Below are 25,133 nucleotides of genomic sequence, written 5' to 3'. Positions count from 1 at the left end.
CCCAGAGAAGAGACACACCGCGTGACGTTCCGTTCCCTCAACACCGCAGACGGCTCCGCCTGGACGTTGCGCGCCACCGCCGGCCCGATCGACGAGGCTGTCGCGGGACGTGACGTCCTCGCCACCGTCCCGGGCGAAGTCCAGCTCGACCTTCTCGCGGCCGGTCTCATCGACGACCCGTACGACGGCGCGAACGAGAAGGTCCAGGAGTGGATCGGATACGCGGACTGGCAGTACCGCACCATTTTCACCTGGGCTCAGACCGATGCCCAGCGGCACGACCTCGTCGCCGACGGGCTGGACACAGCCGCGACGCTCACCCTGAACGGCACGGTCGTCGGCCGGACGCAGAACCAGCACCGCGGCTACCGATTCGACATCGGGGCGCTCCTCGTCGACGGTGACAACGAGCTGGTCATCGATTTCCGTTCACCCATCGAGTTCGCGCGTGAGCAGGAGAAACTTCTCGGTGAACTGCCGACGGTGATGCACCACCCGTTCAACGCGGTGCGCAAGATGGCCTGCAACTTCGGCTGGGACTGGGGCATCGACATCTCGTCATCCGGGATCTGGAAGTCGATCGGCATCGAGTCCTGGTCCGGCGTGCGCATCGCATCCGTCCGTCCGCTCGTCGAGGTGGCGGCTATCGACGGCGCATACGGACAGGGCATCCTGAACGCGCACGTCGCACTCGAATGGGCGGATGCCGCCGCGACGGCGAACGTGGACGTGGCGGTCAACGGCAGGCAGGGCTCGGTCGACGTAGATGCGTCGCAGACCGACATCACCGTTTCCGTCGACGCGGGAGTCATCGGCCTATGGTGGCCTCGCGGCTACGGCGCGCAGCCTCTGTACCCTGTGACCGTTTCTGTCGGAGCGGCGGAGTGGACGTCGCGGGTCGGATTCCGGTCCGTCTCACTCGACACCGCACCCGACGAGCACGGGGCACCGTTCAACATCTCGGTCAACGGGCAGCTCGTCAACATCCGTGGCGCGAACTGGATCCCTGACGACACGTTCATCACCCGTGTGACGCCCGAACGTTACCGCACGGCGGTCGGCGGTGCAGTCGACGCGAACATGAACATGCTCCGGATCTGGGGCGGAGGGATCTATGAGCAGGACGCCTTTTACGACGCCTGCGATGAGGCTGGAATCATGGTGTGGCAGGACTTCCTGTTCGCGTGCGCGGCCTATGCAGAAGAAGATCCCCTGCGCAGCGAGGTCGAGGCTGAGGCGCGCGATAACGTCACCCGCCTGTCACCGCACGCCAGCCTCGTGCTCTGGAACGGCTGCAACGAGAACATCTGGGGCTACCTCGAGTGGGACTGGCGCCGGAAGATCGGTGACCGTACGTGGGGAGAGGGCTACTACTTCGACCTGCTTCCCGCGATCGTCGCCGAACTCGATCCGACACGTCCTTACTCGCCCGGGAGCCCCTTCTCCTTCACGCGATACGCGCACCCCAACGATGAGCGCAACGGCACCATGCACATCTGGGATGTCTGGAACACCCTCGACTACACCGAATATGCGAACAAGCATCCGCGGTTCGCGTCCGAGTTCGGGTTCCAGGGCCCACCAGCGTGGACGACCCTGACCGACGCCGTGCACGACGCGCCACTCGACCCGTACGGTACCCAGATGCTCGTGCACCAGAAGGCCGCAGACGGCAACCTCAAACTCGAGCGCGGCCTCGGCGAGCACCTGCCGACGTGGAGGTCCGTCGAGGAGTGGCACTGGGCGACCCAGCTGAACCAGGCTCGCGCCATCCGCTTCGGCATCGAGCACTTCCGCTCGCTCTACCCCCGCACGACCGGCTCGCTCGTGTGGCAGCTCAACGACAGCTGGCCGGTGATCTCCTGGGCCGCCGTCGACTACAGCGGGGCCCGCAAACCACTCTGGCACGCGCTGCGGCACGCATACACCGATCGACTTCTCACGATCCAGCCGAGAGACGGGGTGCCGGCGCTGTTCGCCCACAACGACTCGGGTGACGACTGGACCGAGTCGATCCGCATCCGCCGCATGACGACGGACGGCAGCGCACTCGCCGACCAGACGGTGACGCTGACCGTGCCGGCTCGGGGCATCGTCGAGATCGCACTCGACAACGCAGTCGCAACACCGACGGATGCGGCGAGGGAATTCGTCGTCGCCGAATCCGGCGTGACCGACAACGCGTTCTGGTACTTCGTCGAAGACACTGCCCTCGACCTGCCTGCCCCTCGAGACGCCCTGACCACCTCGGTCGCGGGCGACGCCGGAGGTCTGCGGATCACGGTGACGGCATCCGGCCTCGTCAAGGATCTCTTTCTTCAGGCGGATCGCCTGGACCGCGGTGCCTCCGTGAGCTCTGGCCTCGTGACCCTCCTGCCGGGGGAGTCGCACGTCTTCGTGGTCGGCGGCACATCGGGGGGTGTCGACTCCGCTGTCGTCGGCGTGTTCCCGGTGTTATGTTCAGTCAATGATCTTGTCACCGGGTAGCTGAACGATGCCATCGGTGGGTTTGTGCCTGCATCAACCCCGTCGGCGTGTGCCGATGGAGCCGTTCTGGATGCAGGTCATCAAGGGCGTCGAGGACGAACTCGCCACGCGGGGGATGACCCTGCTCGTGCAGGTCGTCGCGACACCGGCCGAAGAGATCGCCACGCACCATAGGTGGCAGGTCGACAGGCATGTCGTCGGAGTGATCGTCGCTGACCTCGTGCCTGACGATCCGCGGCTCGATGCCCTCCGGAACGGCGGGTTGCCGAGCGTCGTGATGGCTCAGCCCGAGTTCGCGCCGGGGTTCGCCACGATTTCGACCGACAACAAAGCGACGATGACCGGGGCCGTCGAGTACCTCGTCTCCAAGGGGCACCGCAGCATCGGGCGTATCTCCGGTCCGCTGAGCTTTCTGCACTCGCGACTCCGCAGCGAGGCCTTTACCGCCGCCGGCGCCGCGAACAGCGTCGAGACGAACATCGTCGAGGGCGACTACACGGCGGAGCGCGGTGCTGCGGCAACGGCGGATCTGCTCGAGCGCACTGAGCATCCGACCGCCATCATCTACGACAACGACGTGATGGCGCTCAGTGGACTCGAAACCATCATCGGGCGCGGGCTTCGCGTACCTGAAGACGTCGCGATACTCGCCTGGGACGACTCGGTGCACTGCCAGCTCGCGAAGCCGCCCCTGTCGGCGATCGCCCACGACGTCGTCGCGTACGGTCGCTCGATCGCGCTCGTCCTTCTCGACGTGCTCGACGGCGTCGCGCAGCCCAGCGCCAAGGCCACTCCGCCCCACATCGTCGAACGCGCATCGACGATGTTCGAGCGAGAATCCGCGGAAGCACCGACGCGTTAGCGGCCATGACCGGCGGGAGTCGTCATCCGATCCGGCGACGCGCAGCGCCCGGTCTCTCCGAGGAGTGAAAACGTAGACTGGGCCACATGAGCGACGACGTGACGATCCCCAGCATTGCAATTCTCGGCAGCGGCTCGATGGGGTCGGCGATCCTGTCAGGGCTGCTCCAGCCGGGTGTGACGGTGGCAGGAGGCATCCGCGTCACCAACCGGACCCGCGCCAAGGCAGACGCGCTTGCGAAACTCCCGGGTGTGACCTCGCTGGCCGTCGAAGACGACGCTGAGGCCAACCGCACCGCCGTCGCCGGAGCCGAAGTGGTGCTCGTCGCCGTGAAACCGGCCATGGTCCCCGACCTGCTGCGCGAGATCGCGGACGCCCTCGACCCAGGCACCCTCGTCGTCAGCGTGGCAGCCGGAGTCACCGTTGCCACGTTCGAGTCGCTGCTGCCCTCGGGCATCCCCGTGCTGCGTTCGATGCCCAACACGCCGTCGGTCGTCGGCCGCGGCGTCACCGGGCTCTCGTCGGGCACCCGCTCGACCGACCACGATCTCGCCATGGGGCGCGCCGTCTTCGAAACCGTCGGAACGGTCGTGGAGGTGCCCGAGAGTCAGCTCGACGCACTCGGCACCATCTCCGGCTCCGGCCCCGCATACGTCTTCCTCCTGATCGAAGAGTTCACAAAGACGGCCGTCGCCAAGGGCTTCACCCCCGAGCAGGCCGCCGTCCTCGTGAACGGCACGTTCAGGGGCGCAGCAGAGCTGCTCGCCCAGTCGGACAAGACCCCCGAAGAGTTGCGCATCCAGGTCACGAGCCCGAATGGAACGACCGAGAGAGCCATCGCAGTGCTGCAGCGGGCCGAGCTCTCGAAGACGTTCGATCAAGCGACGGATGCCGCGCTCGCGCGGTCGAAGGAACTCGCCGCAGGCGCGTGATCGGCACTACCCCGCGAGTTGCTGGGTTTGCGGGGGTTGCCGGGCTTCCTGACCCCTGCAAACCCAGCAACTCGCGCTGGTGGGCTAGCTGCTGAGCGCGGCGAACTTCTCGATGTCGGCTGTCGTGCCTGACACGATGATGAGGTCGTGGTCTGAGACGACGGTGTCTGCTGTGGCGTAGGTGAACGGCTTACCCGGCGACTTCACGCCGACCACGGTGATCTTGTGCTTGGAGCGCACGCCGCTCTCGGTGAGGTTGAGCCCGCGGATCGGCTTCGGCGGGTACATCTTCACGAGCGCGAAGTCGTCGTCGAACTGGATGAAGTCGAGCATCCGGCCACTGACCAGGTGTGCGACGCGCTCGCCGGCCTCTGCCTCCGGATAGATCACGTGGTTGGCGCCGACGCGGGCCAGGATCTTGCCGTGGGACTGCGAGACGGCCTTCGCCCAGATCTGTGGGATCTTGAGGTCGACAAGGTTCGCCGTGATGAGCACGCTCGCCTCGATCGACGAGCCGACGGCAACGACGGCGATGGAGAAGTCCTGCGCACCGACCTGTTTCAGCGCTTCGATGTTGCGCGCGTCCGCCTGAACGGTGTGGGTGATCCGCTCCGACCACTTCTGCACGAGCTCTGCACCTTCGTCGATGGCGAGCACCTCGCGGTCGAGGCGATCCAGTTCCCCGGCACACGCTGCACCGAACCGCCCAAGTCCGATGACGAGGACGGGTGCGTCGTGCTTGATCCGATCAACCAACGATGGGCCTTTCTTCCGGTCTCCGATACAGCTTGGAGGTCGTGGCGGCCGCGACAGCCGCAGCGAGTGTCACTGTACCAACACGACCGAGGAACATGGTCATGGCCAGCACATACTTCGCCGGGTCGTCGAGATCCTCCGTCAACCCTGTCGACAGACCGACGGTGCCGAACGCAGAGATCACATCGAACAGCACATGGTCGAGCGGCGCCTTCGTCATCTGCAGCAGCACGATGCACGACAGGGCGACGATGGTCGCGCCCCAGAGCACGACGCTCAGCGCGACGCGGAGAACGTCGGGCGGGACCCGGCGGCCGAAGGCCTCCATGTCGGGGCTGCCCTTCGCCTCGGCAGCCGCGGCAAGGAAGATGACAGCGAGTGTCGTGACCTTGATGCCGCCGCCGGTGGATGCCGAGCCGCCACCGATGAACATGAGCATGTCGGCGACGAGCAGGCTGGAGCCGTTGAGATCCGCGATCTCGATCGACGCGAACCCTCCCGACCGCGTCATCATCGAGAGGAACAGCGACTGGAACACCGTGTCGCTGAAATTCAGCTCGCCGAAGGTCTTCGGGTTGTTGAACTCGAGAAGGGCGAGGACTCCCGCACCCAGGAACAGCAGGATGAGCGTGGTCAGAACGGTGAGCTTGACGTGCAGTGACCAGAACCGCGTGTGGAAGAGGTGACGCTTGAGGGCGTAGATCACCGGGAATCCCAGGGCACCGAGGAAGACGCCGACCATCAGGATCGACAGGAACCAGTAGTCGTTGGCGAAGGTGCCGAGGCCATCGGCGTTCGGCGTGAAGCCGGTGTTGGTGAACGCCATGGCCGAGTAATAGAGGCTGTTCCAGACGGCGTCCCAGAGGGGGATGCCGTCGATGAGCATCCGTGGGAACAGCAGGATCGCGATGGCGGCTTCGATGACGACGAGGCTGAGGGCCACGGTGGCCAGCATGCTCCCGATCTCGCCGAGGCGGACGGCCTGGCCCTCGGCCACCGGCCCACGGTGACCCCGCATCGGGTTGGAGTCACTCGCCGCCATGAGCTTGGCCCGCAGGCCGAGCTTTCGCGAGATCACCATGCCGAGGATCGACGCGAGGGTCAGTACGCCGACCGCCCCGATCTGAACGCCGATGTAGACCAGGACGTGTCCGACGATCGACCAGTGTGTCGCCATGTCGACGGTCGAGAGTCCGGTGACGCAGATCACCGAGACCGCGGTGAAGAAGGAATCGGCCAGAGGGGTCGACGTGCCGGATGACGACGCGATCGGCAGGGAGAACAGCAGCGTGAAGAGGAGGATCAGGGCCGAGAAGATGAGGATCGCGAAGCGGGAAGGTGACCGGCCGGTGAAGTCGTTGATCGTCTCGCGCACACGCGCGAATCCGGTCTGGACCAGAATGTGGGGCCGTGCCTCGGTGCTGCTGCCTGCCACGGTTCCCCCGTTCTTGGCTTGGTTGGGACCGTTGTCATGGTACTCCGTGCTGAGAGTCACTAGCCTTGACCCATGGCTGACATTTTTGACGTGATTGCAGACGCCACCCGGCGTGACATCCTGCAGATCCTCCTCGACCGTTACGAGAGCGATTCGGCCGTCACGCACGGTGGCACAAGCGTCTCCGAAATCGTCACCGCACTCGGTCTCAGCCAGCCGACGGTGTCGAAGCACCTCAAGGTCCTGCGCGAGGCCGGCCTGGTCGTCGTGCGTGAGGAGGGGCAGCACCGCTACTACCGTCTCGAGTACAGCCCACTCGAGACCGTCGAGGACTGGCTCATCCCGTTCCTCAGCGTCGACTTCGACATCGCCGAAGCGGTCGGCCTCGGCGAGCATGCGCTCACCGGTCAGGCCAAGCAGATGGCGGATGCCATCGGGCACGCGGTCGCAGACACCACCCACCGCGTCTCGAGCGCTGTGCAGGCCGTCAGCAAGAAGCTGGGCAAGTAGTCCCCTCGACACGGCCGAGCCGTGGAGGCTACAGTGGGCGGGAGATCACCGCAACATCAGCCTCATCACCGCACAGGAGACATCATGGCCACCGGAATGGAAGACGTTCGTTTCCTGACCGTGGCTGAAGTCGCCGACATGATGCGCGTGTCGAAAATGACGGTGTACCGCATGGTGCACGCAGGCGATCTGCCGGCCATCAGGTTCGGTCGATCGTTTCGTGTTCCGGAGTCCGCGGTCGCCCAGGTGATCTCGACGCATGTAGCCGACAGCGCCTGAAACCGGCGTGGGAGCTTGCGCCTCGCGGATCAGCTAGACTGTTCCGAGGCATTTTTTTCTGCCGGCCGTGGCATCCGCGGCCACAGCCAAACTTTGTGAGGTAAGTAGTGGGTTCTGTAATCAAGAAGCGCCGCAAGCGTATGGCGAAGAAGAAGCACCGCAAGTTGCTTCGCAAGACTCGTCACCAGCGTCGTAACAAGAAGTAAGTCGCAACGCACCAGTTAAGCGTCAGACCCGCGAGGGACTGGCGCTTTTTGGCGTTCCTCGCCGCTGCCCGCCCGGTTGATCGGGTCGAGATCTCAGCGGGACGTCTCGCCGGCGATCGCCGTGGGTTCGCGCACGATCAGGCGTGGCCGGTAGAGCCGGTGGCGCGGGTCGCCGGATGTCTCGCTCCAGCTGATGATCTCCCGGCCGTTCGGTCCGAGCAGGAGATCGAGTGCGCCAGCGGCCACGTCGGTGAGGGGCTGCTCGACGCTGGAGAGTCCGATCGCGTCGGCAACGGGCGTGTTGTCGTATCCCACGACGGGAACGCCTGCCCGCGTGGCGAGCATCGCGCCGAGACCGAGGGTGTCGCTCGCGCAGACGATGGCGTCGACGCGCACGCCTGAGTCGAGCAGGGTGCGGATCGCTGCGCTTCCCTCGGCGACGCCGTCCTGGACTTCGAGATTCAGCCGGTCGATGGCATCCGCTGCCAGCCCGCTGCGCTCCGCCATGGCGTCACGCCAGCCGCGGCGACGGTCGTCACCGGTGCCGGAGTGGGTCGGCCAGCCGAGATACGCGACATGGCTCACACCGGTGTCGAGGAGATGGTCGGTCGCGTCGTGCACGCCGCTCCAGCCGTCCACATCGACCCAGAGGTGCAGGGGGTCGTTGAGGTCGTCGATGCCCCACGGGCGCCCGAAGGTGACGAACGGCACGTCGTGTGCGATCAGCCACTCCGTGCGCGGGTCCTCATAGAACGTGGATGTCAGGACGAACGCATCGACGTCGGCGCCGTCGTGCAGTCTCGAGATCTGACGGATCTCGTCATCGGGATCCGTCGCAGTGAAGAGCGTCACGCGCAGCCCCCTGGCGTCTGCCTGTTCGGTCAGCGCGTGGAGGAACCGGTCGAGCACAGATCCTGAGATGCCGTTCGTCATCGGATCGAGCCGGATGCCCAGCGTCGAACTCTTGCGGGTGCGGAGCCTCCTGGCCGACGCATGCGGCCGGTAGTTGAGCGACGCGATGGCCGCCTCCACCTTCTCCCGCGTGGCCGGCTTGACGAGCTCGGGGGAGTTGAGGACATTCGACACGGTCTGCCTGGACACTCCGGCAGCATGGCCCACGTCGGTCACCGTCGGCAGTCGAGCCATGGCGCCTCCGTTTGATCGATCAACATCGTCAGGGTATCGCAGACCGAGACGATCCGTCGGGTCAAGAGCATTGACAGCGTCCGCACCTCTGGCTTATGTTTCACACATCAGTTTGATCGATCAAATTGCACAGCAGCGTTGCAGAGTTTGAACGATCAAATAGCTACCAAGGAGAATTCCATGCAAAGACGCACCTCCCGCTGGCTCACTGTCGGCGCCCTCGCCGCGGCGGGCACTCTCGTCCTCACCGGTTGTGGTTCGGGATTCAGCGAAACACCAGAACCCGGCTCCGGCGGCGGCGAGCTCACCTCGTCGGACGACGCCCTCACGGTGCTGATCGGATCCAGCGGCGACGCGGAGACCGCGGCCGTCACGGACGCGGTCTCCGCGTGGTCCGAGTCGTCGGGCACCGACGCCGAGGTCAAGGTCGCCAGTGACCTGACCCAGGAGCTCACCCAGGGCTTCTCGTCAGGTAAGCCGGCAGACGTGTTCTACCTGTCAACCGAAGCGCTCCCCGGCTACGCCTCGAACGGCTCCGTCCTCGCCTACGGCGACATGCTCGAGAACAAGGACGACTTCTACCCGAGCCTCGTCTCCTCCTTCACCTACGAAGGCGACTTCTACTGTGCTCCGAAGGACTTCTCCAGCCTCGCGCTGCAGATCAACACGGACATGTGGGCCGAAGCCGGACTCACCGATGACGACATCCCCACGACATGGGAAGAACTCGAGACGGTGAGCAAGGCCCTGACCACACCGGAGCACGTCGGGCTTGCGCTCGGTGCCGAGTACCAGCGCCTCGGAGCCTTCATGGCGCAGGCCGGCGGTAACCTCATGAACGAAGAGAGCACCGAAGCGACAGCGAACAGCGCCGAGAACGTCGAAGCGCTCACCTTCGTCCAGAAGATGCTCAACGACGGAACGCTCAAGTACGTCAAGGATCTCGGAGCGGGTTGGGGCGGAGAAGCCTTCGGCAAGGGTCTGTCGGCGATGACCATCGAAGGCAACTGGATCACCGGCGCCATGACGAATGACTTCCCCGACGTGAAGTACACCGTTGCGGAACTCCCCGAGGGTCCGGCAGGCAAGGGCACCATGCAGTTCTCCAACTGCTGGGGAATCGCGGCCGACAGCCCGAACCAGCAGGCAGCGCTCGAGCTGATCCAGGAACTGACGACCGCCGAGAGCCAGCTGGCGTTCTCCGAGGCGTTCGGCCCGATGCCGTCGATCCAGTCGGCTGCCGAGGACTGGAAGGCCGCCAACGAGATGCTCGTTCCGTACCTCAACGGGGCCGACTACGCGCAGGGCGTGCCGACCATCCAGGGGGCGATCGACGTCATGACCGACCTCAACGCAGAACTCGAAGGGCTGAAGGACGGTGACCCGCAGGCGATCCTCGACTCGGCCCAGGCCAACATCGAAGCACTGCTGAAGTAGAGAGTCATGTCGACGACCGCGAGTCGGTCTCCCCGCACCGGAAGCCGGCGTTCCGGCATCCGGCGTGGGGAGGCCGCATCGGGGTGGCTGTTCACGGCCCCGATGCTCTTCCTCCTCGGCCTCTTCCTCGTCGTCCCTGTCCTGATGGCGCTGTGGGTCAGCGTCTCGGACTGGACCGGTCGAGGCAGCCCGTTCTCGGGCAACGTGAGTTTCGTCGGTGCCGAGAACTACGAGGCGCTGCTGACCGGCGGAGGCCTCGCCCAGCGGGACTTCGGCACCGCACTGAAGAACAATGCCTGGTACGTCGTGTTCGTCGTGCCGCTGCAGACCGGCCTGGCCCTGTTTCTCGCCGTGCTGCTCAACCGCCAGATCCTCAAGGGCCGTGGCTTCTTCCGGACGGCCTTCTACTTTCCCTCCGTGACGAGCTCGGTCGCGATCACGGTTCTCTGGCTCTTCCTCTTCAGCGCCACAGGCGCTGTCAACAAGCTTCTGTCCTTCGTCGGCATCAACGGCCCGACCTGGTTCAACGACCCATCGGGCATCCTCCACTTCGGCGTGACGACCGGACCGGCGTTCCTCACCGAGAACTCGACTCTCGGTGTGACCTGGTGGGACTGGCTGGGTGGTCCGAGTGTGGCGATGTCTGCGTTCATCCTCATGGCCATCTTCACGACGAGTGGAACGTTCATGCTCCTCTTCATCGCCGCCCTGCAGAACCTCGGCGGCGACGTCACCGAAGCAGCGATGATGGACGGGGCCAGCGGCTGGCAGCGTTTCTGGCAGGTCACTCTGCCTCAACTGCGCCCGACCCTGTTCACCGTCCTGACTCTCGGGCTGATCGGATGCTGGCAGGTCTTCGACCAGATCTACACCGGCACCAAGGGTGCACCATCCAAGACCACGCTGACCCCCGCCTTCCTGTCGTACCAGACGGCGTTCAACAACCAGCAGTGGGGCCAGGGTGCGGCGATCGCGTTCATCCTCTTCGCCATCATCGTCTTCTTCACCCTGATCCAGCGCTGGGTCCTCGCCGACCGGGGAGTGTCCAGGCGTCGCGCTCGTCTGTACGCGCTGCCGCCTGCGGCATCCGACGGCACGCCGTCACAGGCATCCGTCCTCACGGAGACCGGGAGAAACCGATGACCGTCACGGCACCGAAGCCGACAGCCCCCGTCGCGCTGCCACCGATGAAGCGGCGCGCGAGGCCGTCGACGAAGATCCTCGCCGGCACGTCCTTCGCCTACGCGCTGCTCGTCGTGATCGCGATCGTCTACATCTTCCCGTTCATCGTGCAGGTGGCGACGTCGTTCAAGACGGATGCCGAGGCGGCATCCGACCCCCTGTCCCTCCTCCCCGCGACCTGGACGACGGCCGCGTACGAACGGTTGTTCCTCAACTCGGACTTCCCGCTCTGGTCGATGAACTCGATCATCGTGACGCTCTGTGTCACGTTCGGCCGGGTCTTCTTCTGCTCGCTGGCCGGCTACGCGCTCGCCCGCCTGCAGTTCAGGGGGCGCGCCCTCGTGTTCGCCGGCCTCGTCGCGGTGATGAGCGTCCCCGGTGTCGTGCTGCTCATCCCGAGGTTCCTCGTCATCAACCAGATCGGCATGTACGACAGCTACGCGGGAATGATCATCCCCCTGCTCGTCGATGCCGCAGGCGTCTTCATCATGAAGAACTTCTTCGAATCGATCCCGGCGAGCGTCGAGGAGCAGGCGCGCATCGACGGTGCTGGCACGTTCCGGGTGTTCTGGTCCGTCGTCCTCCCCATGGCCAGGCCGGCGCTCATCACGATCATCATCCTGTCGTTCCAGGGATCCTGGAACGAGCTCAACCACTTCATCGTGGCGAGCCAGTCCGCCGAGCTCGTCACGCTCACCAAGGGTGTGGCCTCGCTGGCGTCCGGGCAACTCAGCCAGGGCACCCAGTACCCGATCAAGCTGGCCGCCGCGGCCATCATGACCATCCCCGTCGCCATCGTCTTCTTCGTCTTCCAGAAACGGATCATGAACACGAGTGAAGGCGCCGTGAAGGAATAGTCAGGCGCTCTCGGCCGACCGTTCCGCTTCACTCAGAGGAGTCCCCATGCACCCATCGCTGCAACCGCTGCTGCACAACGAAACCGTCATTCTCCGGGCGCCGTTCCAGGCGTGGTCGTCTCCTGACGGCAGCATCGGAGGGCGCTCGATCCACGGGATCTACCTCGCCGATGTCCGCCTCGTCTCCGGGTTGTCGGTGAGGTTCGGCGGCCAGGAAGCCGAGCACATCGCCACCGTCCCACGCGGGGCATTCTGTGCCGGGTTCGTGTCGCTGCTTCGGCATCTCGACGATGCCGAAGCGGATCCGCGCGTGCGGGTCACGCAGGACCGGACGCTGTCTGTCACAGGGGCCGGGGACATCTTCGTCCTCGAGTCGACCCTGGCGACGGATGTCACGACGACCGTGACGGTGTCGCTCCGCGCAGACCTGGCCACGATGGAAGCCGTCAAGATGGGAGAGAGTTCGGAGCCTGTCCTGATCGACTTCGACGGGTCGTGGGCGTTCTGGGGCTCCGGCTCCGTCTCGGTGTCGCTGTTCGCACCGGGCGCATCGCTCGCCCGCAACGGCGACACCCTCGATCTGACCTGGGACGTGACCGTCCCGGCGAAGGGCAGCGCGACCGTCGGCTGGTCCCTCGAGGCCGCTGACACGGCATCCGTCGTCGCCGGTGTGTCGGAGGATGCACCGTGGAGCGTGCCAGAGGTACGCGCGGGGGACGACCGTCTCACACGGTGGGTGGCGCAGGCGCTCGACGACCTCGACGCGCTTCGCCTGACGACAACCGCAGAGCCAGGCGCGCAGTTCCTCGCCGCAGGAGCACCGTGGTTCTTCACTCTGTTCGGCCGGGACTCGATCTGGGCGGCCCGCTTCCTTCTGCCGCTCGGTACCGGGATCGCCGCTGACACGCTCCGCGTGCTGGCCGGACTGCAGGGGACGCAGTCGGTGCCCGCCACTGCGGAACAACCGGGCAAGATCATGCACGAACTGCGGCGTGAGGCTCTGAATCTCGGCGACGGAGTGACACTCCCTCCGCTGTACTACGGCACGGTGGACGCGACGCCGCTGTGGGTGTGCCTGCTGCACGACGCGTGGCGCTGGGGGATGCCGGATGACGAGGTGCGCGCCCTGCTGCCGAACCTCGAGCGTGCGCTCGACTGGATGCGCGACTTCGGTGACGCCGACGGCGACGGGCTCCTCGAGTACGTCGACGAGACCGGGCACGGGCTCGCGAACCAGGGCTGGAAGGATTCAGGCGACTCGGTGCAGTGGCGCGATGGTTCGCTCGCCGACGGGCCGATCGCGCTGTGCGAAGTCCAGGCGTACGCCTATGAAGCCGCTCGGCACGGCGCCGACCTGCTCGAGCACTTCGGCGTCGGTGACCCGGCCGCGCGACGCGAATGGGCGGAGGCGCTCCGGTCGACGTTCCACGAGAAGTTCTGGATCGAGGACGAGACCGGCCGCTACCCGGCGATCGCGCTCGACGTACACAAGCGCGCGGTCGACACCGTGACGAGCAACATCGGGCACCTGCTCGGTACCGGCCTGCTGGATGCGTCTCAGGCGGCGGACGTGGCCGCGCGGCTGGTCGCGCCGGACCTGAACTCGGGTTTCGGACTCCGCACCATGTCGACCGACTCTGCGGGCTACTGGCCGCTGAGCTATCACGGTGGCAGCGTCTGGACCCACGACACCGCCATCGCCATCGCCGGGCTCGTCCGCGAGGGCCACTCCCACGAGGCGGGTGAGCTGATCCGGGGTCTCCTGGCGGCGGCATCCGCATTCGATTACCGGATGCCCGAGCTCCACTCGGGGGACGCCGCCGGCACGTTCTCCCGCCCGGTTCCGTACCCGGCGGCCTGCCGTCCGCAAGCATGGTCGGCTGCTGCAGCGGTCGCCGTTCTCGGTGCGAGCCTCGGGGTCGAGCCGACGGACGGCGCTCTCGCAGCGTCGCCTGGTGCGCTCAGCAGCTCCGTCACGGTGGACGGCCTGGTCTTCGGCGGCGTCCCGGTCTCGATCGACGAGTCCGGAGTGGTGACGGCCGCGGCCGCGTTGGTCGGCTAGAGCCACCCGTCGGTCGCGCTTCGACGAGCTCAGTGACCGGCGACTGCGCGTACCGGGACCGGTGTTCGCAACGTCGGAGATCCGTGGCGGGTGCCTGGCATACGGGCCGTTTCCGCCCGATTCAGCCGAAATCTCCGACGGTGAGAACGGTGCCCCCCGGTCCCGTCGCACTCGCGGGCGCTCGCTATTCGCTCTGCGGGGCTGATGGCGGTGCCACCTCCTTCGCCTCGAAGCGTCGCCGCAGCATCGCCCGCTCCACCAGCGTCCACGACGTGGTCACCGCGAGGTAGATCGTCGCCGCCAGCGGAACGATCGCCGCGAAGATCACCGTGAGAAACGGCATCCAACTGAGGATCCCGGTGAGATTCTGCATGCCTGGCGGCACCGAGTCAGGCGAGACCGGTGCGTTCCTCACCGCGGCCAGCCTGGACAGCCAGGCCACGGCGGCGATGACCGCGAGGAGGGTCAGGTAGACGAGCATCCCTGGCCACGCACCACCGCCGAGAAATCCCACCAGGGGGAGGCCGAGAGGGACGCCGAAGACCTCTTCGGTGAGCAGCCCGTTCGGATGCCCGTTGATGCCCTGCAGGATGAACAGACCATAGACGGTGGAGATCACGGGGGCCTGCAGCAGGGTGGGGAAGCACCCGGCGAGCGGCGACGCCTTCTCGGCAGAATAGAGCTCCATCGTCTTCTGCTGGAGAAGCTCGGGCTTCTTCTTGCATCGGCGCTGCAGTTCCTGCAGTTTCGGTGCCAGACGCCGGCGGGTGAACTCGGCGCGCACCTGCGAGCGCCCGACGGGAATCAGTGCGGTGCGCACGAGCACTGTGATGGCGATGATCGCGAACGCCGTGCTCAGGGTTCCGGCGAACGGCGTGAACAGGGTGGCGATGGCGGTGACGAGGGAATAGGCGAAGTCGAGCACGATCGCGACGGGCGCGAACGAATAGATGTCCACGGATGTGGTCCTAACGGTCAGAGGGGAAGGGTCGCGTCTGGTCGCGAGCCTGCTCTTACCGATGGGCTACGCGACCGCCTCTGACAGCGAAGGGGCGCGTGGCCGGGGGCGCCCCGCTGTGTTGGGGTGAGTCGGAGCGGGGATGCGCGTGAGGACCTCGCGGTGCTGGCGCGACCGCGACCCGACCATGAGCCTCAGCGCGGTGATGATCACCGCGAGGTACCGGGCTCCGAGAAGAGCGGATGCCGCCAGGACGGCGACGCCGGCAACGAGCATCGCGGATGGCTCCGCCTGGGCGACCGCGAGCACGACGAAGGACACGGTCAGGAGCATGACCAGCCTGGTGTGGATCGATCGCACGGTGTCCTCTGGGGTCGGTGAGTTCGAGGCTACAGCACCACGGAACTCGGCAACTCGTGGTCCTGTCCGAGGCCGGGAAGGTTCACGACGGCTTCGACGCCCACCAGCGCGCCCTCGCGACCGAGCGCGTACACCTGCAGCACGGTGATCGCCGTCGGCTGGGTTCCCCAGCTCTGGATCGCGGGACCGAACACCTCGTCCAGCGTCACGTCCCTGGCGAAGTAGACGGTCAGTTTGGCGACCGCCGAGGTGTCGACGCCGACGTCTGCGAGCACGAGCTTCAGCTGCTCGACCGCCTGGGCCGCCTGCGCGCCTGCGCCACCTGGAACGATCGCGCCATCGGCATCCACTCCGTTCTGTTCCCCGATGAACATGATGCGTCCGCCATCGACGATCGTGGCCTGCGAGAAGTACGGGTTGTGATGCATGGACTCGGGGTTGATGTGTGACAGGGTCATGACGCCTCCAGTGCCATCGGTCTTGTCCGGGAATTGTAACCATTAAGCTCGGTTACATGAGCGAATCGAAGAAAACCACCGGTCACACGGATGCCGGATGGGACGTCGGAGTTCGCAAGACCGTCGCAGCGCCTGTCCCAGACGTCTGGGCGTACATCACCGGTAAGGGCCTGCCGATGTGGCTCGGCGAGATCACCGAGCTCCCGACAAAAAAGGGAGTTCGGTACAGCACGAGTGACGGTGTGCGCGGCACCATCCGTGGCTATGTCGAACAGAAGTTCATCAAGCTGACCTGGAAGCCCGAAGACTGGCCCCACGAAACCATGCTTGAGATCACCCTCACCAAAGCCGGCGCAGGCACGACGGTCGGCATCCACCATTCGGAACTCGCCGACCGTGAGGAACGCCGGATGATGGTCGGCCACTGGCACCGCGTCGCGGACTCCCTCGTCGAGCATTTCGCCTAGGCGATTAGGCTGGGAACGTGGCTACGGCATCCCTCACCCTCATCGGCAAACCGGGCTGTCACCTCTGTGACGACGCCCGCGTCGTCGTCGCCCGCGTGATCGGTGACCTCGAGTCGCGCGCCGACGCCCCGCAGCTCACCCTCGACGAAGTGTCGATCCTCGACGACCCCGCCCTGAACGACAGGTACGCGGAAGAGATTCCCGTCCTGCTGATCAACGGGCGGGTCCACAACTACTGGCGGATCGACCCGGTCCGCCTGGCCACCGCACTCCTGGAGCTCACATGATCCGTCACATCGTCTGCTGGAAGCTCACCGCGACGGATGCCGAGACGAAATCCGAACATGCGGCCGAGATCGCGCGCCTGATGAACGAGCTGCCCGCGCTGATCCCCGAGATCCGCGCGTTGCAGGTCGGTGAGAACGCGTTGTTCCCCGAGGTCAACTGGGACGTCGTGCTCATCGCCGACTTCGACGACGCTGATGCTCTCGAGCGCTACTCCGTGCACCCGGAGCACCAGCGGGTCGGCAAATACATCGGCGAGGTCCGTTCGGACCGCGTCGCCGTCGACGTCGAGGTCTGACGCCGCCGTTCACGCGAGGGCATCACTTCCGGTCGAGGACACCCGGCGGACCGGGAGCCCTCGACCGCAACTGATGCCTTCGGTGCTCGAACGTCCCGCTAGGAGCGCGCGAGCGCCTTCGTCTTGAGCGCGGCGTACTCGTCCGCCGTGATCGCGCCGGAGTCGAGCAGCGCCTTGGCGGTCGCGATCTCCTCGCTCGGCGACGATCCGCCTGCGGTCTTACGGATGTAGGACTCCGTTGCCGCCTGCGACTCCTGGAGCCTCGACACCGAGCGCTCTGCCATGCCGTTGCCGCGTGCGATCAGGTAGACGAGCGCGGTGAGGAACGGCAGGAACACCAGAAAGATGAGCCACACGGCCTTGAGCCAGCCGTTGAGGTTCCTGTCGCGGAAGATGTCCCCGATGATCGAGAACAGCGCGAACAGGTACGCGATGAATGCGAACGCCCAGAAGAAGACCCACAGCAGGTCCCAGATGTTTCTCAAGAAATCCATGACCGAAGCCACCCTCCGCCGATGCGGCGCCACGGTGACGCTCTCTTACGGCTTCGGGGTCAAGCTAATGCACACGCGCGGGAGGGGATGAGAGCTTGGCGCGAAACTGCGTTTACGGGAGCAGGCGGGTCGGGCCGCGGAAGAGGTAGGTGACCTCGCGGATCGACGTCTCGTGCAGCATGAGCATGAGAACACGGGCCAGGCCCATGCCGAATCCGCCGTGCGGCGGGACGCCGTACCGGAAGAAGTCGAGGTAGAAGTCGAGCTCTTCCGGGTCGAGCCCCTTCTCCTTCGCCTGCTCGATGAGCACGTCGACGCGGTGCTCGCGCTGTGCGCCCGTGGAGATCTCGACACCGTTGAAGATGAGGTCGTAGCTGTTGGTGACCGTCGGGTCGTCGTCGTTCCGCATGTGGTAGAACGGCCTGATGCTCGACGCGTAGTCGGTGAGGAACACGAACTCGTGTCCGAACGTCTCAGCGACGTAGGCCGAGATCTGGCGTTCGCCCTCGGGGTCCATGTCGTCGTCTGCGCGCGGGACCTCGTAGCCGCGCTCGGCGACGATGCGCTTCGCCTCGGCGAGGGGGATGCGCGGGAACGGGGTCGTCGGCACGGTCACGTCGAGGTCGAACAGAGCCTTGATCTCGTCGCCGTGCTTCTCCTTCACGGCGCTGAAGCCGGCGACGATGAGGTCTTCGTGCAGCTGCATGACGTCGTCGTGCGAGTCGATCCAGCTGATCTCGGAGTCGATCGAGGTGAACTCGGTGGCGTGGCGTGAGGTGAACGACGGGTCTGCGCGGAACGCGGGGCCGACCTCGAACACCTTGCCGAAGCCGGCAGGCTGGGCCATCTGCTTGAAGAACTGCGGGCTCTGGGCCAGGTACGCCTTCGTGTCGAAGTATTCGATCTCGAAGAGCTCCGCGCGGGATTCGCTCGCGGATGCCATGAGCTTCGGGGTGTGGAGCTCGATGAAGTCGTTGTCGATCCAGTAGGTCCTGAGCGCGTGCTCGAACGTCGTCTGGATGCGGAAGATGAGGTTCTGCTTCGGGTTGCGCAGGTCGAGGAAGCGCCAGTCGAGACGCTTGTCGAGGCTGGAATCCGCGGCGATCGGGGTCTCGGGGAGCGCTTCGCCGACGACGTCGAGTGATTCGAGCTTGATCTCGAGGCCGCCGAGTTTCACGCGCTCATCGATCTTGAGGGTGCCGGTCACGGTGACGAAGGAGCCGTGCGCGAGCGCTGAGATGGCCTCCGTGATCGCGAGCTTCGTCGCCGATGCCTCGTCCTCGGGGTTCAGCTCACGAACCGCCGGGTTCACCAGCTGAACCGCACCTGACTCATCGCGCAGCACGATGAACTGGACCTTCTTCTGGTCGCGGACGGTCTCCACCCAGCCGGAGACGGTCACGGGACCCTCGGGAAGCGCGGCCAGGTTCTTGATCAATACTCGTGAGTTCACGGTAGCCAAGCTTACGCGAGGCTTTTCTCTCTGGCGGATTCCCAGCATCCACCTCCGTAGACTGGACAGGTGGTAGCCAGCCAGATCCATCTCGTCCGTCATGGAGAGGTGCATAACCCATTGCGTGTCCTGTACGGACGCCTTCCCGGCTACCGACTTTCAGAGCTCGGCGAGAGGATGGCCGCTGCCGCCGCCGATGACCTCGCCGGCCGCGACCGCGAGATCACGCGCCTGGTGGCATCCCCGCTGCAGCGGGCCCAGGAGTCGGCCGCTCCTGTTGCGGAACGCTTCGGCCTCGACGTCATCACCGATGATCGGATCATCGAGCCCACGAACCACTTCGAAGGCACCATCATGCGCCTCGCGCTGCGCAACCCGGCCAACTGGGTCGCGTTGCGCAACCCGAACAAGCCGAGCTGGGGCGAGCCGTACGTCTCGATCGTCGGCAGGATGCTCGACGCCGTCCGCGACGCGTGGGAATCGACCCCGTCAGGTGACGTCGTCCTGGTCAGTCACCAGCTGCCGATCTGGATGGTGCACTCGGCGCTCGGCGACGGCCGTCTGCCGCATGACCCGCGCCAGCGCCGCTGCGCGCTGTCCAGCATCACGACCTTCGAGCACCGCGACGGTGTCTTCGTCGAGGTCGGCTACACCGACCCGGCCGCGGCCCTCGCCGCTGACGCCACCGACGTGGGGGCGGTATGAGTCGACGGATGCGCGTGGCCGCGACAGTGATCGCCGCCTCGCTTCTCCTCGCTGGCTGCTCGAGTGACCCGCTCGCCGACCAGTACAAAGAGGGAAGCAACAAGGGCTACATCGCCGGCGACGGAACGGTGACCGAGATAGCGGAGGCGGACCGGGGCGAGCCGATCAGCTTCGCCGGTACGACGGAGTCTGGCGAGGAGATCTCCTCTGAGGATTTCGACGGCGACGTTCTCGTCGTCAACTTCTGGTACGCCGCGTGCGCGCCGTGCCGCGCAGAGGCGCCTCAGCTGCAGGAACTCAGCGCCGAGTACGACGGGGAAGGCGCACGGTTCATCGGCGTCAACGTCTACGACCAGGCCGACACCGCGCTCGCGTTCAATGACACCTACGGCATCACCTATCCATCGATCATGGACGTCGAGGACGGTGCCGTGAAACTGGCGTTCACCGGCACCGTTCCGCCGAAGGCCGTCCCGACCACCCTCGTGCTCGACAAGGAAGGCCGGGTGGCCGCGCGCATCCTCGGCCAGCTCAAGGATGCCTCCATCCTCGGCACCCTCATCCGCGACGCGATCGCGGAGTAGGACCCGCCATGAACCCGGGTGAGATCGTCTTCAACGGCCAGCTGTTCGCTGCCATCCCCATCGCGCTGCTGGCAGGGCTGGTGTCGTTCGCGTCGCCGTGCGTCCTCCCGCTCGTACCGGGTTACCTCGGCTACGTCAGCGGAATGTCGAACGGCTCCCGGTCGAAAGAGGCGCCTGCACGTTCGCGTGTGATGCTCGGCGCCCTGCTGTTCGTGCTCGGTTTCAGCCTCGTGTTCGTGCTCATCGGAGCCTTCGCTGGCACCATCGGCGCGTTCGTCATCCAGTGGCAGGATGTCATCACCCGGGTACTCGGGGTCGTTGTCATCGTCATGGGGCTGGTCTTCATCGGCCAGTTCTCGTTCCTGCAACGTACCGTGAAGTCGTCCTTCCGCCCGGCGACGGGACTCGCAGGCGCCCCACTTCTCGGCATCGTCTTCGCGGTCGGCTGGGCTCCATGCCTCGGCCCGACCCTCATCGCCATCCAGGCGCTCAGCCTCAACGCCGGATCGACCGGTCGTGGCGCGCTCCTCGGCCTGTTCTACTGCCTGGGTCTCGGCATCCCCTTCCTCCTCGTCGCGGCCGGCCTCAACTGGGTTACCGGATCCGTTGCATTCCTGAAACGGCATATCCGTGCGATCAACGTCGGAGGCGGCGTCCTGCTCGTCCTCGTCGGTCTGGCCATGGTGTCCGGGGTCTGGGGAGTTTTCATGTCTAGAGTCGGAGTGTTGATTCAGGGTTATGTCACGACCATCTGATTACGTCGATGCGGGCGCGCCGCAGCGGCAGGACACCCCTCAGGACGACATCGTCCAGCCGAAACTGGGCTTCGTCGGCACCCTCCGGTTCATCTGGCGACAGCTCACGAGCATGCGCACCGCCCTGCTCCTCCTGTTGTTGCTCGCGATCGCCGCCGTTCCCGGTTCGCTCGTGCCTCAGCGCAGCTCCGACCCCAACGGCGTGATCCAGTACTTCACCGACAACCCCACGCTCGCGCCGGTGCTCGACAGCATCCAGATGTTCGACGTGTACGGCTCGGTCTGGTTCTCGAGCATCTACCTGCTGCTGTTCGTGTCGCTCATCGGCTGTGTGATCCCCCGGACGAAGCATCACTTCCAGGCCATGCGTGCCCGCCCGCCGCGCACGCCTGCGCGCCTCGAACGACTCGCCGTGCACAGGGACGTCACCCTCGAAGGCGGCGACGCCGGCACGGCGATCGAGTCGGCACACGCGCTGCTCAAGAAGTCGGGCTACCGCACCGAGCTGTACCAGGGTCGCAACGGCGACGTGTCCGTGTCCGCTGAGCGTGGCTACCTCCGGGAGACCGGCAACCTCGTCTTCCACTCCGCGCTCGTCGGCATCCTCGTCACCGTAGCCGTCGGCGGCGGTCTTGGTTACGCCGGTCAGCGCGTCGTCGTCGAGGGGCAGACCTTCGTGAACACCCTGCTCGATTACAACTCCTTCAACCCTGGTCGCTTCTACAATCCCGACTCGCTCGCGCCGTACTCGCTTTCGCTCGACTCCTTCGACGTGACCTACGAGCAGGAGAACCTCGACGCATACGGCCAGCCGACCGACTTCACCGCGAACGTCACCACCCGCCTCCCCGGCGGCGAGGAAGAGGAACGGTCGATCAAGGTCAACGACCCGCTCCGTTTCGAGGGCACGGACGTCTACCTGCTCGGCAACGGCTACGCGCCGACGATCACCGTGCGAGACCCCGAAGGTGCTGTCGTCTTCACGGACTCGGTCCCGTTCCTTCCCCAGGACGGGAACCTCACGTCCCTCGGCGTGATCAAGGTCCCTGACGGGCTGGAGAAGCAGCTCGGCATGATCGGGTTCCTCTACCCGACGGCCTTCGAGATGGAGACCGGCGCGTATACGTCGACCTACCCTGACCTCGTCTTTCCTGTGCTCACCCTCAACGTGTATTCGGGTGACCTCGGCATCGACGCCGGTGTTCCGAAGTCCGTGTATTCGCTCGACCTCGACGACATGACCCAGCTCACCGGCGGCGAGACCGGTGTCGACTCGATCGAGCTCATGCCTGGACAGAGCCAGGAGCTGCCGGACGGGCAGGGCACGATCACCTTCGAGAACGCGAATCCGGATGCGGCTGAGCCGACCGACGACGACGTCACCACCGCTGACTTCACCGGGTCGGTTCCCCGGTTCGCCTCGTTCGACGTCCACCACGACCCGACTCAGGGCTGGGTGCTGCTCTTCGCGATCCTGATCCTCGGCGGCCTTCTGACCTCCCTCTTCGTTCCCCGCAGACGGGTCTGGATCAAGGCCACAGATCACGCCGACGGCACCGTCCGTGTCGAATACGCCGGCCTCGCACGCGGCGAGGACCCCGGTCTCGCGGATGCCGTCGAGGTCATCGCTTACCGGCACGGCACCGCGCTCGGCCTCGAGCGATGACGACGAGGGTCAGCTGGGTTGCGCTGGCGCTCGGCATCGACCTCGTCGCGACACTGGTCTTCGTGCTCACCGGCAGGGGAAGTCACAACGCGGACGCGAGCATCGCCGGTCTGCTGACCACCTGGTGGCCGTTCGTCGTGGCTCTGCTTCTCGGCTGGCTGGTCACCGTCGCCTGGAAACGACCGTTCGGAGTCGTGCACCCGGGGATCGGAATCTGGCTGGTCACGGTCATCGGTGGGATGGCCCTGCGTGCGATATCGGGCCAGGGCACCGCCGTGCCCTTCATCGTCGTCGCGACGATCGCCCTCGCCGTGCTGCTCGTCGGCTGGCGGGGGATCGCCGCCCTCATCCGGCGGCGCCGTGCATCCTCGACTGAATCTCCCCGCGAAACCGGAAGGTACTCTTAGACCGTGGACTTGAACGAACTCTCAGTGCTGTCCCTCTGGTCGGCCATGGCGATGTACGCACTCGCCTTCATCGCGTTTGCGCTCGACCTGGCCAAACGGTCGGCAGACGTCACTGCGGCGACGCAGGCGACGGCATCCGTCGAATCCGCATCGACCGCAACGGCAACCTCCGGGTCCGGCTCGCGTGTCGCGACGCTCGCCAGGGCTGACGTCGATGCACCCGATGTGACCGCGAAACGCTCGCCCGTCCTCCGGGTCGCCGTTGCGCTCACCGTCATCGGTTTCCTGCTGCAGCTGACCGCGACGGTCACCAGGGGCGTTGCGGCCGAACGTGTGCCGTGGGCCAACATGTACGAGTTCGCGATGACAGGAACACTGCTCATCATCGCCGTCTACCTCGCCGTTCTCGTGCGTGTGGACCTGCGGTTCCTCGGCACCTTCATCACCGGGCTCGTCCTTGTGCTCCTGGGCATCGCCGCCGTGAACTTCTACGTCGAGGTCGTCCCGCTGCCGCCGGCACTGCAGTCGGCGTGGCTCATCATCCACGTCTTCGTCGCGTCGACCGCGACGGCGTTCTTCGCGCTCGGCTTCGCGCTTTCGGTGCTTCAGCTCGTCCAGCATCGTCGTCAGATGGCCGGAACCGACCTGAAGAACCTGAAGCTCAAGTTCCTGGCGACACTGCCGTCGGCCGAGCGGCTCGAAAACCTCGCCTACCGCACCAACATCGTGGCGTTCATTCTGTGGACGTTCACCCTCATGGCCGGTGCGATCTGGGCAGAACGCGCCTGGGGCCGGTACTGGGGCTGGGACACCAAAGAGGTCTGGACATTCATCATCTGGGTGATCTACGCCGGGTACATCCACGCCCGTGCCACCCGTGGCTGGCGCGGATCACGGTCGGCCTGGCTGTCGATCATCGGCTTCGCCGCCGTGATGTTCAACTTCTCAGTCGTCAACCTGTTCTTCAAGGGTCTGCACGCGTACTCGGGCCTGTAGGCCCTCTCGGCGGCGCTACCCGATCAGCGGTGCTCGGTCGAGCAGCGCGTGACAGCGACGCAGCCGGTCAAGCCACCATTCGCGTCGTTCCTCTGCGGCTGCATAGCCGTCGAGCAGTCGTGGTGACGGGATGACCCGGCGCACGTCGATCGATCCGTGAACGGCCTGCAGCGGATCATCCGTCACGTCAGCGGACAGCAGCGAAGCGGTCCCGAGTCCGCAGTCGTATTCGAGCTCGGGCACGGCGGCGGCGAGCCACGCGCCCATCGACAAGCCGACGGAGGTGTCCAGCGCGCTCGATACGACGACAGGCAGCCCGGCCTGGTCGATGATCTCGAGCGACCGGCGGATGCCGCCAAGCGGCTGCGCCTTCAGCACGAGAATGTCTGCGGCGCCGGCCTGGGCGACAGCGATCGGGTCAGCAGCCTTACGCACGCTCTCGTCAGCGGCGATCGGCACACCCATGTACTTCGTGCGGCGGCGGATTTCTACGAGCTCTGGCACGGTGTCGCACGGCTGCTCGACGTATTCGAGGTCGAACTCGGCCAGGGCATGGATGGCGTGCTCGGCTTCGTCGACGTTCCATCCGCCGTTGGCGTCGACACGGATGCGGCCCTCAGGGCCCATCAGGTCACGGACGGTGCGCACCCGTGCGACGTCTTCGACGAGGGTCTGCCCGCGCTCAGCGACCTTCACCTTCGCGGTCCGGCATCCGTCGAAGCGCTTGAGGATGCCTGCGACCCTGTCGACATGGACAGCCGGGACCGTCGCGTTGACCGGGATGCTCCGCCGCACCGGGGTGGGAAGGTCGCCCCACGCGAACTCGACAGCTGCGCGCAGCCAGGTCGCACTCTCGGCGTCGTCATACTCGACGAACGGTGAGAACTCAGCCCAGCCGTTCTCGCCTTCGAGGAGCAGCGCCTCACGGACCTCGATGCCCCGGAACCTGGCCGCCAGGGGAAGCGCCACCACCCGCGCCGAGGCGAGGAGGTCACCAAGATCCGGCAGCGGCCGGCCGAACGACGATGTGTCAGGCATGCTCTCATTCTGCCGTGCCGGACGGTGAACACACGCCCGACAGGAGCCGTCGGGCAAA

28 protein-coding genes are annotated in these 25,133 nt (G+C 65.8%); 19 read left to right on the top strand and 9 right to left on the bottom strand.

Annotated features, from left to right (window positions below; genetic code table 11):
* Positions 1–21 precede the first annotated feature (21 nt).
* The 3 genes from AC1M0F_RS10455 to proC all read left to right on the top strand — a co-directional run bounded on the left by AC1M0F_RS10455 (position 22) and on the right by proC (position 4,281).
* Positions 22–2,487, top strand: a complete 2,466-nt coding sequence (locus AC1M0F_RS10455; RefSeq protein ID WP_480238158.1) for a glycoside hydrolase family 2 protein — start codon at positions 22–24, stop codon at positions 2,485–2,487.
* Positions 2,488–2,494: 7 nt separating this feature from the next.
* Positions 2,495–3,349, top strand: a complete 855-nt coding sequence (locus AC1M0F_RS10450) for a LacI family DNA-binding transcriptional regulator (protein WP_480238157.1) — start codon at positions 2,495–2,497, stop codon at positions 3,347–3,349.
* 86 nt (positions 3,350–3,435) lie between these two features.
* On the top strand, positions 3,436–4,281 hold the full coding sequence (gene proC, locus AC1M0F_RS10445) for a pyrroline-5-carboxylate reductase (protein WP_480238156.1): 846 nt from the start codon (positions 3,436–3,438) through the stop codon (positions 4,279–4,281).
* A gap of 84 nt (positions 4,282–4,365) precedes the next feature.
* Here the strand turns inward: proC and AC1M0F_RS10440 are convergent, their stop codons facing one another.
* Positions 4,366–5,037: a potassium channel family protein gene (locus AC1M0F_RS10440; protein ID WP_480238155.1), complete on the bottom strand. Its 672-nt coding sequence runs from the start codon at positions 5,035–5,037 to the stop codon at positions 4,366–4,368.
* On the bottom strand, positions 5,030–6,439 hold the full coding sequence (locus AC1M0F_RS10435) for a TrkH family potassium uptake protein (RefSeq protein WP_480238455.1): 1,410 nt from the start codon (positions 6,437–6,439) through the stop codon (positions 5,030–5,032). The genes AC1M0F_RS10440 and AC1M0F_RS10435 overlap by 8 nt, the downstream gene beginning before the upstream one ends.
* 105 nt (positions 6,440–6,544) lie before the next feature.
* Between AC1M0F_RS10435 and AC1M0F_RS10430 the strand changes: the two genes are divergently transcribed.
* The 3 genes from AC1M0F_RS10430 (at position 6,545) to AC1M0F_RS10420 (ending at position 7,467) form a co-directional block, all read left to right on the top strand.
* Positions 6,545–6,982, top strand: a complete 438-nt coding sequence (locus AC1M0F_RS10430) for an ArsR/SmtB family transcription factor (RefSeq protein WP_480238154.1) — start codon at positions 6,545–6,547, stop codon at positions 6,980–6,982.
* A gap of 84 nt (positions 6,983–7,066) precedes the next feature.
* Positions 7,067–7,261: a helix-turn-helix domain-containing protein gene (locus AC1M0F_RS10425; protein ID WP_480238153.1), complete on the top strand. Its 195-nt coding sequence runs from the start codon at positions 7,067–7,069 to the stop codon at positions 7,259–7,261.
* Between the two features lie 107 nt (positions 7,262–7,368).
* The gene (locus AC1M0F_RS10420) at positions 7,369–7,467 is read left to right on the top strand and encodes a 30S ribosomal protein bS22 (RefSeq protein ID WP_003792170.1); all 99 of its coding nucleotides are present in this window, start codon (positions 7,369–7,371) and stop codon (positions 7,465–7,467) included.
* A gap of 93 nt (positions 7,468–7,560) precedes the next feature.
* Here AC1M0F_RS10420 and AC1M0F_RS10415 read toward each other — a convergent pair whose 3' ends face one another.
* On the bottom strand, positions 7,561–8,613 hold the full coding sequence (locus tag AC1M0F_RS10415) for a LacI family DNA-binding transcriptional regulator (RefSeq protein WP_480238152.1): 1,053 nt from the start codon (positions 8,611–8,613) through the stop codon (positions 7,561–7,563).
* A gap of 180 nt (positions 8,614–8,793) precedes the next feature.
* Here AC1M0F_RS10415 and AC1M0F_RS10410 point away from each other — a divergent pair, with 180 nt between their 5' ends.
* Genes AC1M0F_RS10410 through AC1M0F_RS10395 form a run of 4 tightly spaced genes read left to right on the top strand, consistent with a single transcriptional unit; the run spans position 8,794 to position 14,151 of the window.
* Positions 8,794–10,050: a sugar ABC transporter substrate-binding protein gene (locus AC1M0F_RS10410; protein ID WP_480238151.1), complete on the top strand. Its 1,257-nt coding sequence runs from the start codon at positions 8,794–8,796 to the stop codon at positions 10,048–10,050.
* A 6-nt stretch (positions 10,051–10,056) separates the two neighbouring features.
* Positions 10,057–11,193: a carbohydrate ABC transporter permease gene (locus tag AC1M0F_RS10405; RefSeq protein ID WP_480238150.1), complete on the top strand. Its 1,137-nt coding sequence runs from the start codon at positions 10,057–10,059 to the stop codon at positions 11,191–11,193.
* Positions 11,190–12,089 carry a carbohydrate ABC transporter permease gene (locus tag AC1M0F_RS10400; RefSeq protein ID WP_480238149.1) on the top strand — a complete coding sequence of 300 codons (900 nt, stop codon included), beginning with the start codon at positions 11,190–11,192 and terminating at the stop codon, positions 12,087–12,089. The genes AC1M0F_RS10405 and AC1M0F_RS10400 overlap by 4 nt, the downstream gene beginning before the upstream one ends.
* A 46-nt stretch (positions 12,090–12,135) precedes the next feature.
* Complete coding sequence (locus tag AC1M0F_RS10395) at positions 12,136–14,151, top strand: glycogen debranching N-terminal domain-containing protein (RefSeq protein WP_480238148.1); 2,016 nt, start codon at positions 12,136–12,138, stop codon at positions 14,149–14,151.
* A gap of 184 nt (positions 14,152–14,335) precedes the next feature.
* On the opposite strand, the gene AC1M0F_RS10390 is transcribed toward AC1M0F_RS10395, so the two are convergent.
* The 3 genes from AC1M0F_RS10390 to AC1M0F_RS10380 all read right to left on the bottom strand — a co-directional run bounded on the left by AC1M0F_RS10390 (position 14,336) and on the right by AC1M0F_RS10380 (position 15,927).
* Complete coding sequence (locus tag AC1M0F_RS10390) at positions 14,336–15,109, bottom strand: YidC/Oxa1 family membrane protein insertase (RefSeq protein ID WP_480238147.1); 774 nt, start codon at positions 15,107–15,109, stop codon at positions 14,336–14,338.
* 66 nt (positions 15,110–15,175) lie between these two features.
* A complete protein-coding gene (locus AC1M0F_RS10385) occupies positions 15,176–15,469 on the bottom strand; it encodes a DUF6412 domain-containing protein (RefSeq protein ID WP_480238146.1) in 294 nt (97 codons plus the stop codon).
* Positions 15,470–15,498: 29 nt separating this feature from the next.
* Entirely contained in the window at positions 15,499–15,927 is a 429-nt protein-coding gene (locus AC1M0F_RS10380; RefSeq protein WP_480238145.1) for a RidA family protein, read from the bottom strand.
* A gap of 56 nt (positions 15,928–15,983) precedes the next feature.
* Here AC1M0F_RS10380 and AC1M0F_RS10375 point away from each other — a divergent pair, with 56 nt between their 5' ends.
* Genes AC1M0F_RS10375 through AC1M0F_RS10365 form a run of 3 tightly spaced genes read left to right on the top strand, consistent with a single transcriptional unit; the run spans position 15,984 to position 16,977 of the window.
* On the top strand, positions 15,984–16,394 hold the full coding sequence (locus AC1M0F_RS10375; RefSeq protein WP_480238144.1) for an SRPBCC family protein: 411 nt from the start codon (positions 15,984–15,986) through the stop codon (positions 16,392–16,394).
* Between the two features lie 17 nt (positions 16,395–16,411).
* Positions 16,412–16,681 carry a glutaredoxin family protein gene (locus AC1M0F_RS10370; protein ID WP_480238143.1) on the top strand — a complete coding sequence of 90 codons (270 nt, stop codon included), beginning with the start codon at positions 16,412–16,414 and terminating at the stop codon, positions 16,679–16,681.
* On the top strand, positions 16,678–16,977 hold the full coding sequence (locus tag AC1M0F_RS10365) for a Dabb family protein (RefSeq protein WP_480238142.1): 300 nt from the start codon (positions 16,678–16,680) through the stop codon (positions 16,975–16,977). Before AC1M0F_RS10370 ends, AC1M0F_RS10365 begins: the two co-directional genes overlap by 4 nt.
* A 98-nt stretch (positions 16,978–17,075) precedes the next feature.
* Here the strand turns inward: AC1M0F_RS10365 and AC1M0F_RS10360 are convergent, their stop codons facing one another.
* Together AC1M0F_RS10360 and aspS are read right to left on the bottom strand one after the other, a co-directional pair.
* Positions 17,076–17,471 (bottom strand): SHOCT domain-containing protein, encoded by a 396-nt coding sequence (locus AC1M0F_RS10360; protein WP_480238141.1) that lies wholly within the window; start codon positions 17,469–17,471, stop codon positions 17,076–17,078.
* Between the two features lie 112 nt (positions 17,472–17,583).
* Positions 17,584–18,909: an aspartate--tRNA(Asn) ligase gene (aspS, locus tag AC1M0F_RS10355; RefSeq protein WP_480238454.1), complete on the bottom strand. Its 1,326-nt coding sequence runs from the start codon at positions 18,907–18,909 to the stop codon at positions 17,584–17,586.
* Between the two features lie 84 nt (positions 18,910–18,993).
* Here aspS and AC1M0F_RS10350 point away from each other — a divergent pair, with 84 nt between their 5' ends.
* From AC1M0F_RS10350 to ccsB, 6 genes are read left to right on the top strand one after another with little or no spacing between them, the layout of a single operon-like run.
* A complete protein-coding gene (locus AC1M0F_RS10350; RefSeq protein ID WP_480238140.1) occupies positions 18,994–19,629 on the top strand; it encodes a histidine phosphatase family protein in 636 nt (211 codons plus the stop codon).
* 8 nt (positions 19,630–19,637) lie between these two features.
* Complete coding sequence (locus AC1M0F_RS10345) at positions 19,638–20,213, top strand: TlpA family protein disulfide reductase (RefSeq protein ID WP_480238453.1); 576 nt, start codon at positions 19,638–19,640, stop codon at positions 20,211–20,213.
* Between the two features lie 8 nt (positions 20,214–20,221).
* Positions 20,222–20,968 (top strand): cytochrome c biogenesis CcdA family protein, encoded by a 747-nt coding sequence (locus AC1M0F_RS10340; protein ID WP_480238139.1) that lies wholly within the window; start codon positions 20,222–20,224, stop codon positions 20,966–20,968.
* Positions 20,952–22,634, top strand: a complete 1,683-nt coding sequence (gene resB / locus AC1M0F_RS10335; protein WP_480238138.1) for a cytochrome c biogenesis protein ResB — start codon at positions 20,952–20,954, stop codon at positions 22,632–22,634. The genes AC1M0F_RS10340 and resB overlap by 17 nt, the downstream gene beginning before the upstream one ends.
* Positions 22,631–23,041, top strand: coding sequence for a DUF3054 domain-containing protein (locus AC1M0F_RS10330; RefSeq protein WP_480238137.1), 411 nt, complete (start codon positions 22,631–22,633; stop codon positions 23,039–23,041). Before resB ends, AC1M0F_RS10330 begins: the two co-directional genes overlap by 4 nt.
* A gap of 45 nt (positions 23,042–23,086) precedes the next feature.
* A complete protein-coding gene (gene ccsB / locus AC1M0F_RS10325; RefSeq protein WP_480238452.1) occupies positions 23,087–24,037 on the top strand; it encodes a c-type cytochrome biogenesis protein CcsB in 951 nt (316 codons plus the stop codon).
* Between the two features lie 15 nt (positions 24,038–24,052).
* On the opposite strand, the gene AC1M0F_RS10320 is transcribed toward ccsB, so the two are convergent.
* A complete protein-coding gene (locus tag AC1M0F_RS10320) occupies positions 24,053–25,075 on the bottom strand; it encodes an o-succinylbenzoate synthase (protein WP_480238136.1) in 1,023 nt (340 codons plus the stop codon).
* Between the last annotated feature and the right edge of the window lie 58 nt (positions 25,076–25,133).

Source organism: Mycetocola sp. Y719, assembly GCF_056713205.1.
This window is presented reverse-complemented; position numbering and strand designations above follow the sequence as displayed.

Bases quoted from the DNA above. Each gene is read 5' to 3' on its own strand.
- AC1M0F_RS10330 (WP_480238137.1), top strand. From the start codon at position 22,631: ATGACGACGAGGGTCAGCTGGGTTGCGCTGGCGCTCGGCATCGACCTC.
- ccsB (WP_480238452.1), top strand. From the start codon at position 23,087: ATGGCGATGTACGCACTCGCCTTCATCGCGTTTGCGCTCGACCTGGCC.
- proC (WP_480238156.1), top strand. From the start codon at position 3,436: ATGAGCGACGACGTGACGATCCCCAGCATTGCAATTCTCGGCAGCGGC.
- AC1M0F_RS10375 (WP_480238144.1), top strand. From the start codon at position 15,984: ATGAGCGAATCGAAGAAAACCACCGGTCACACGGATGCCGGATGGGAC.
- AC1M0F_RS10380 (WP_480238145.1), bottom strand. From the start codon at position 15,927: ATGACCCTGTCACACATCAACCCCGAGTCCATGCATCACAACCCGTAC.
- AC1M0F_RS10450 (WP_480238157.1), top strand. From the start codon at position 2,495: ATGCCATCGGTGGGTTTGTGCCTGCATCAACCCCGTCGGCGTGTGCCG.
- AC1M0F_RS10360 (WP_480238141.1), bottom strand. From the start codon at position 17,471: ATGGATTTCTTGAGAAACATCTGGGACCTGCTGTGGGTCTTCTTCTGG.
- AC1M0F_RS10395 (WP_480238148.1), top strand. From the start codon at position 12,136: ATGCACCCATCGCTGCAACCGCTGCTGCACAACGAAACCGTCATTCTC.
- resB (WP_480238138.1), top strand. From the start codon at position 20,952: ATGTCACGACCATCTGATTACGTCGATGCGGGCGCGCCGCAGCGGCAG.
- AC1M0F_RS10320 (WP_480238136.1), bottom strand. From the start codon at position 25,075: ATGCCTGACACATCGTCGTTCGGCCGGCCGCTGCCGGATCTTGGTGAC.
- AC1M0F_RS10365 (WP_480238142.1), top strand. From the start codon at position 16,678: ATGATCCGTCACATCGTCTGCTGGAAGCTCACCGCGACGGATGCCGAG.
- AC1M0F_RS10340 (WP_480238139.1), top strand. From the start codon at position 20,222: ATGAACCCGGGTGAGATCGTCTTCAACGGCCAGCTGTTCGCTGCCATC.
- AC1M0F_RS10410 (WP_480238151.1), top strand. From the start codon at position 8,794: ATGCAAAGACGCACCTCCCGCTGGCTCACTGTCGGCGCCCTCGCCGCG.
- AC1M0F_RS10405 (WP_480238150.1), top strand. From the start codon at position 10,057: ATGTCGACGACCGCGAGTCGGTCTCCCCGCACCGGAAGCCGGCGTTCC.
- AC1M0F_RS10415 (WP_480238152.1), bottom strand. From the start codon at position 8,613: ATGGCTCGACTGCCGACGGTGACCGACGTGGGCCATGCTGCCGGAGTG.
- AC1M0F_RS10400 (WP_480238149.1), top strand. From the start codon at position 11,190: ATGACCGTCACGGCACCGAAGCCGACAGCCCCCGTCGCGCTGCCACCG.
- AC1M0F_RS10430 (WP_480238154.1), top strand. From the start codon at position 6,545: ATGGCTGACATTTTTGACGTGATTGCAGACGCCACCCGGCGTGACATC.
- AC1M0F_RS10345 (WP_480238453.1), top strand. From the start codon at position 19,638: ATGCGCGTGGCCGCGACAGTGATCGCCGCCTCGCTTCTCCTCGCTGGC.
- AC1M0F_RS10425 (WP_480238153.1), top strand. From the start codon at position 7,067: ATGGCCACCGGAATGGAAGACGTTCGTTTCCTGACCGTGGCTGAAGTC.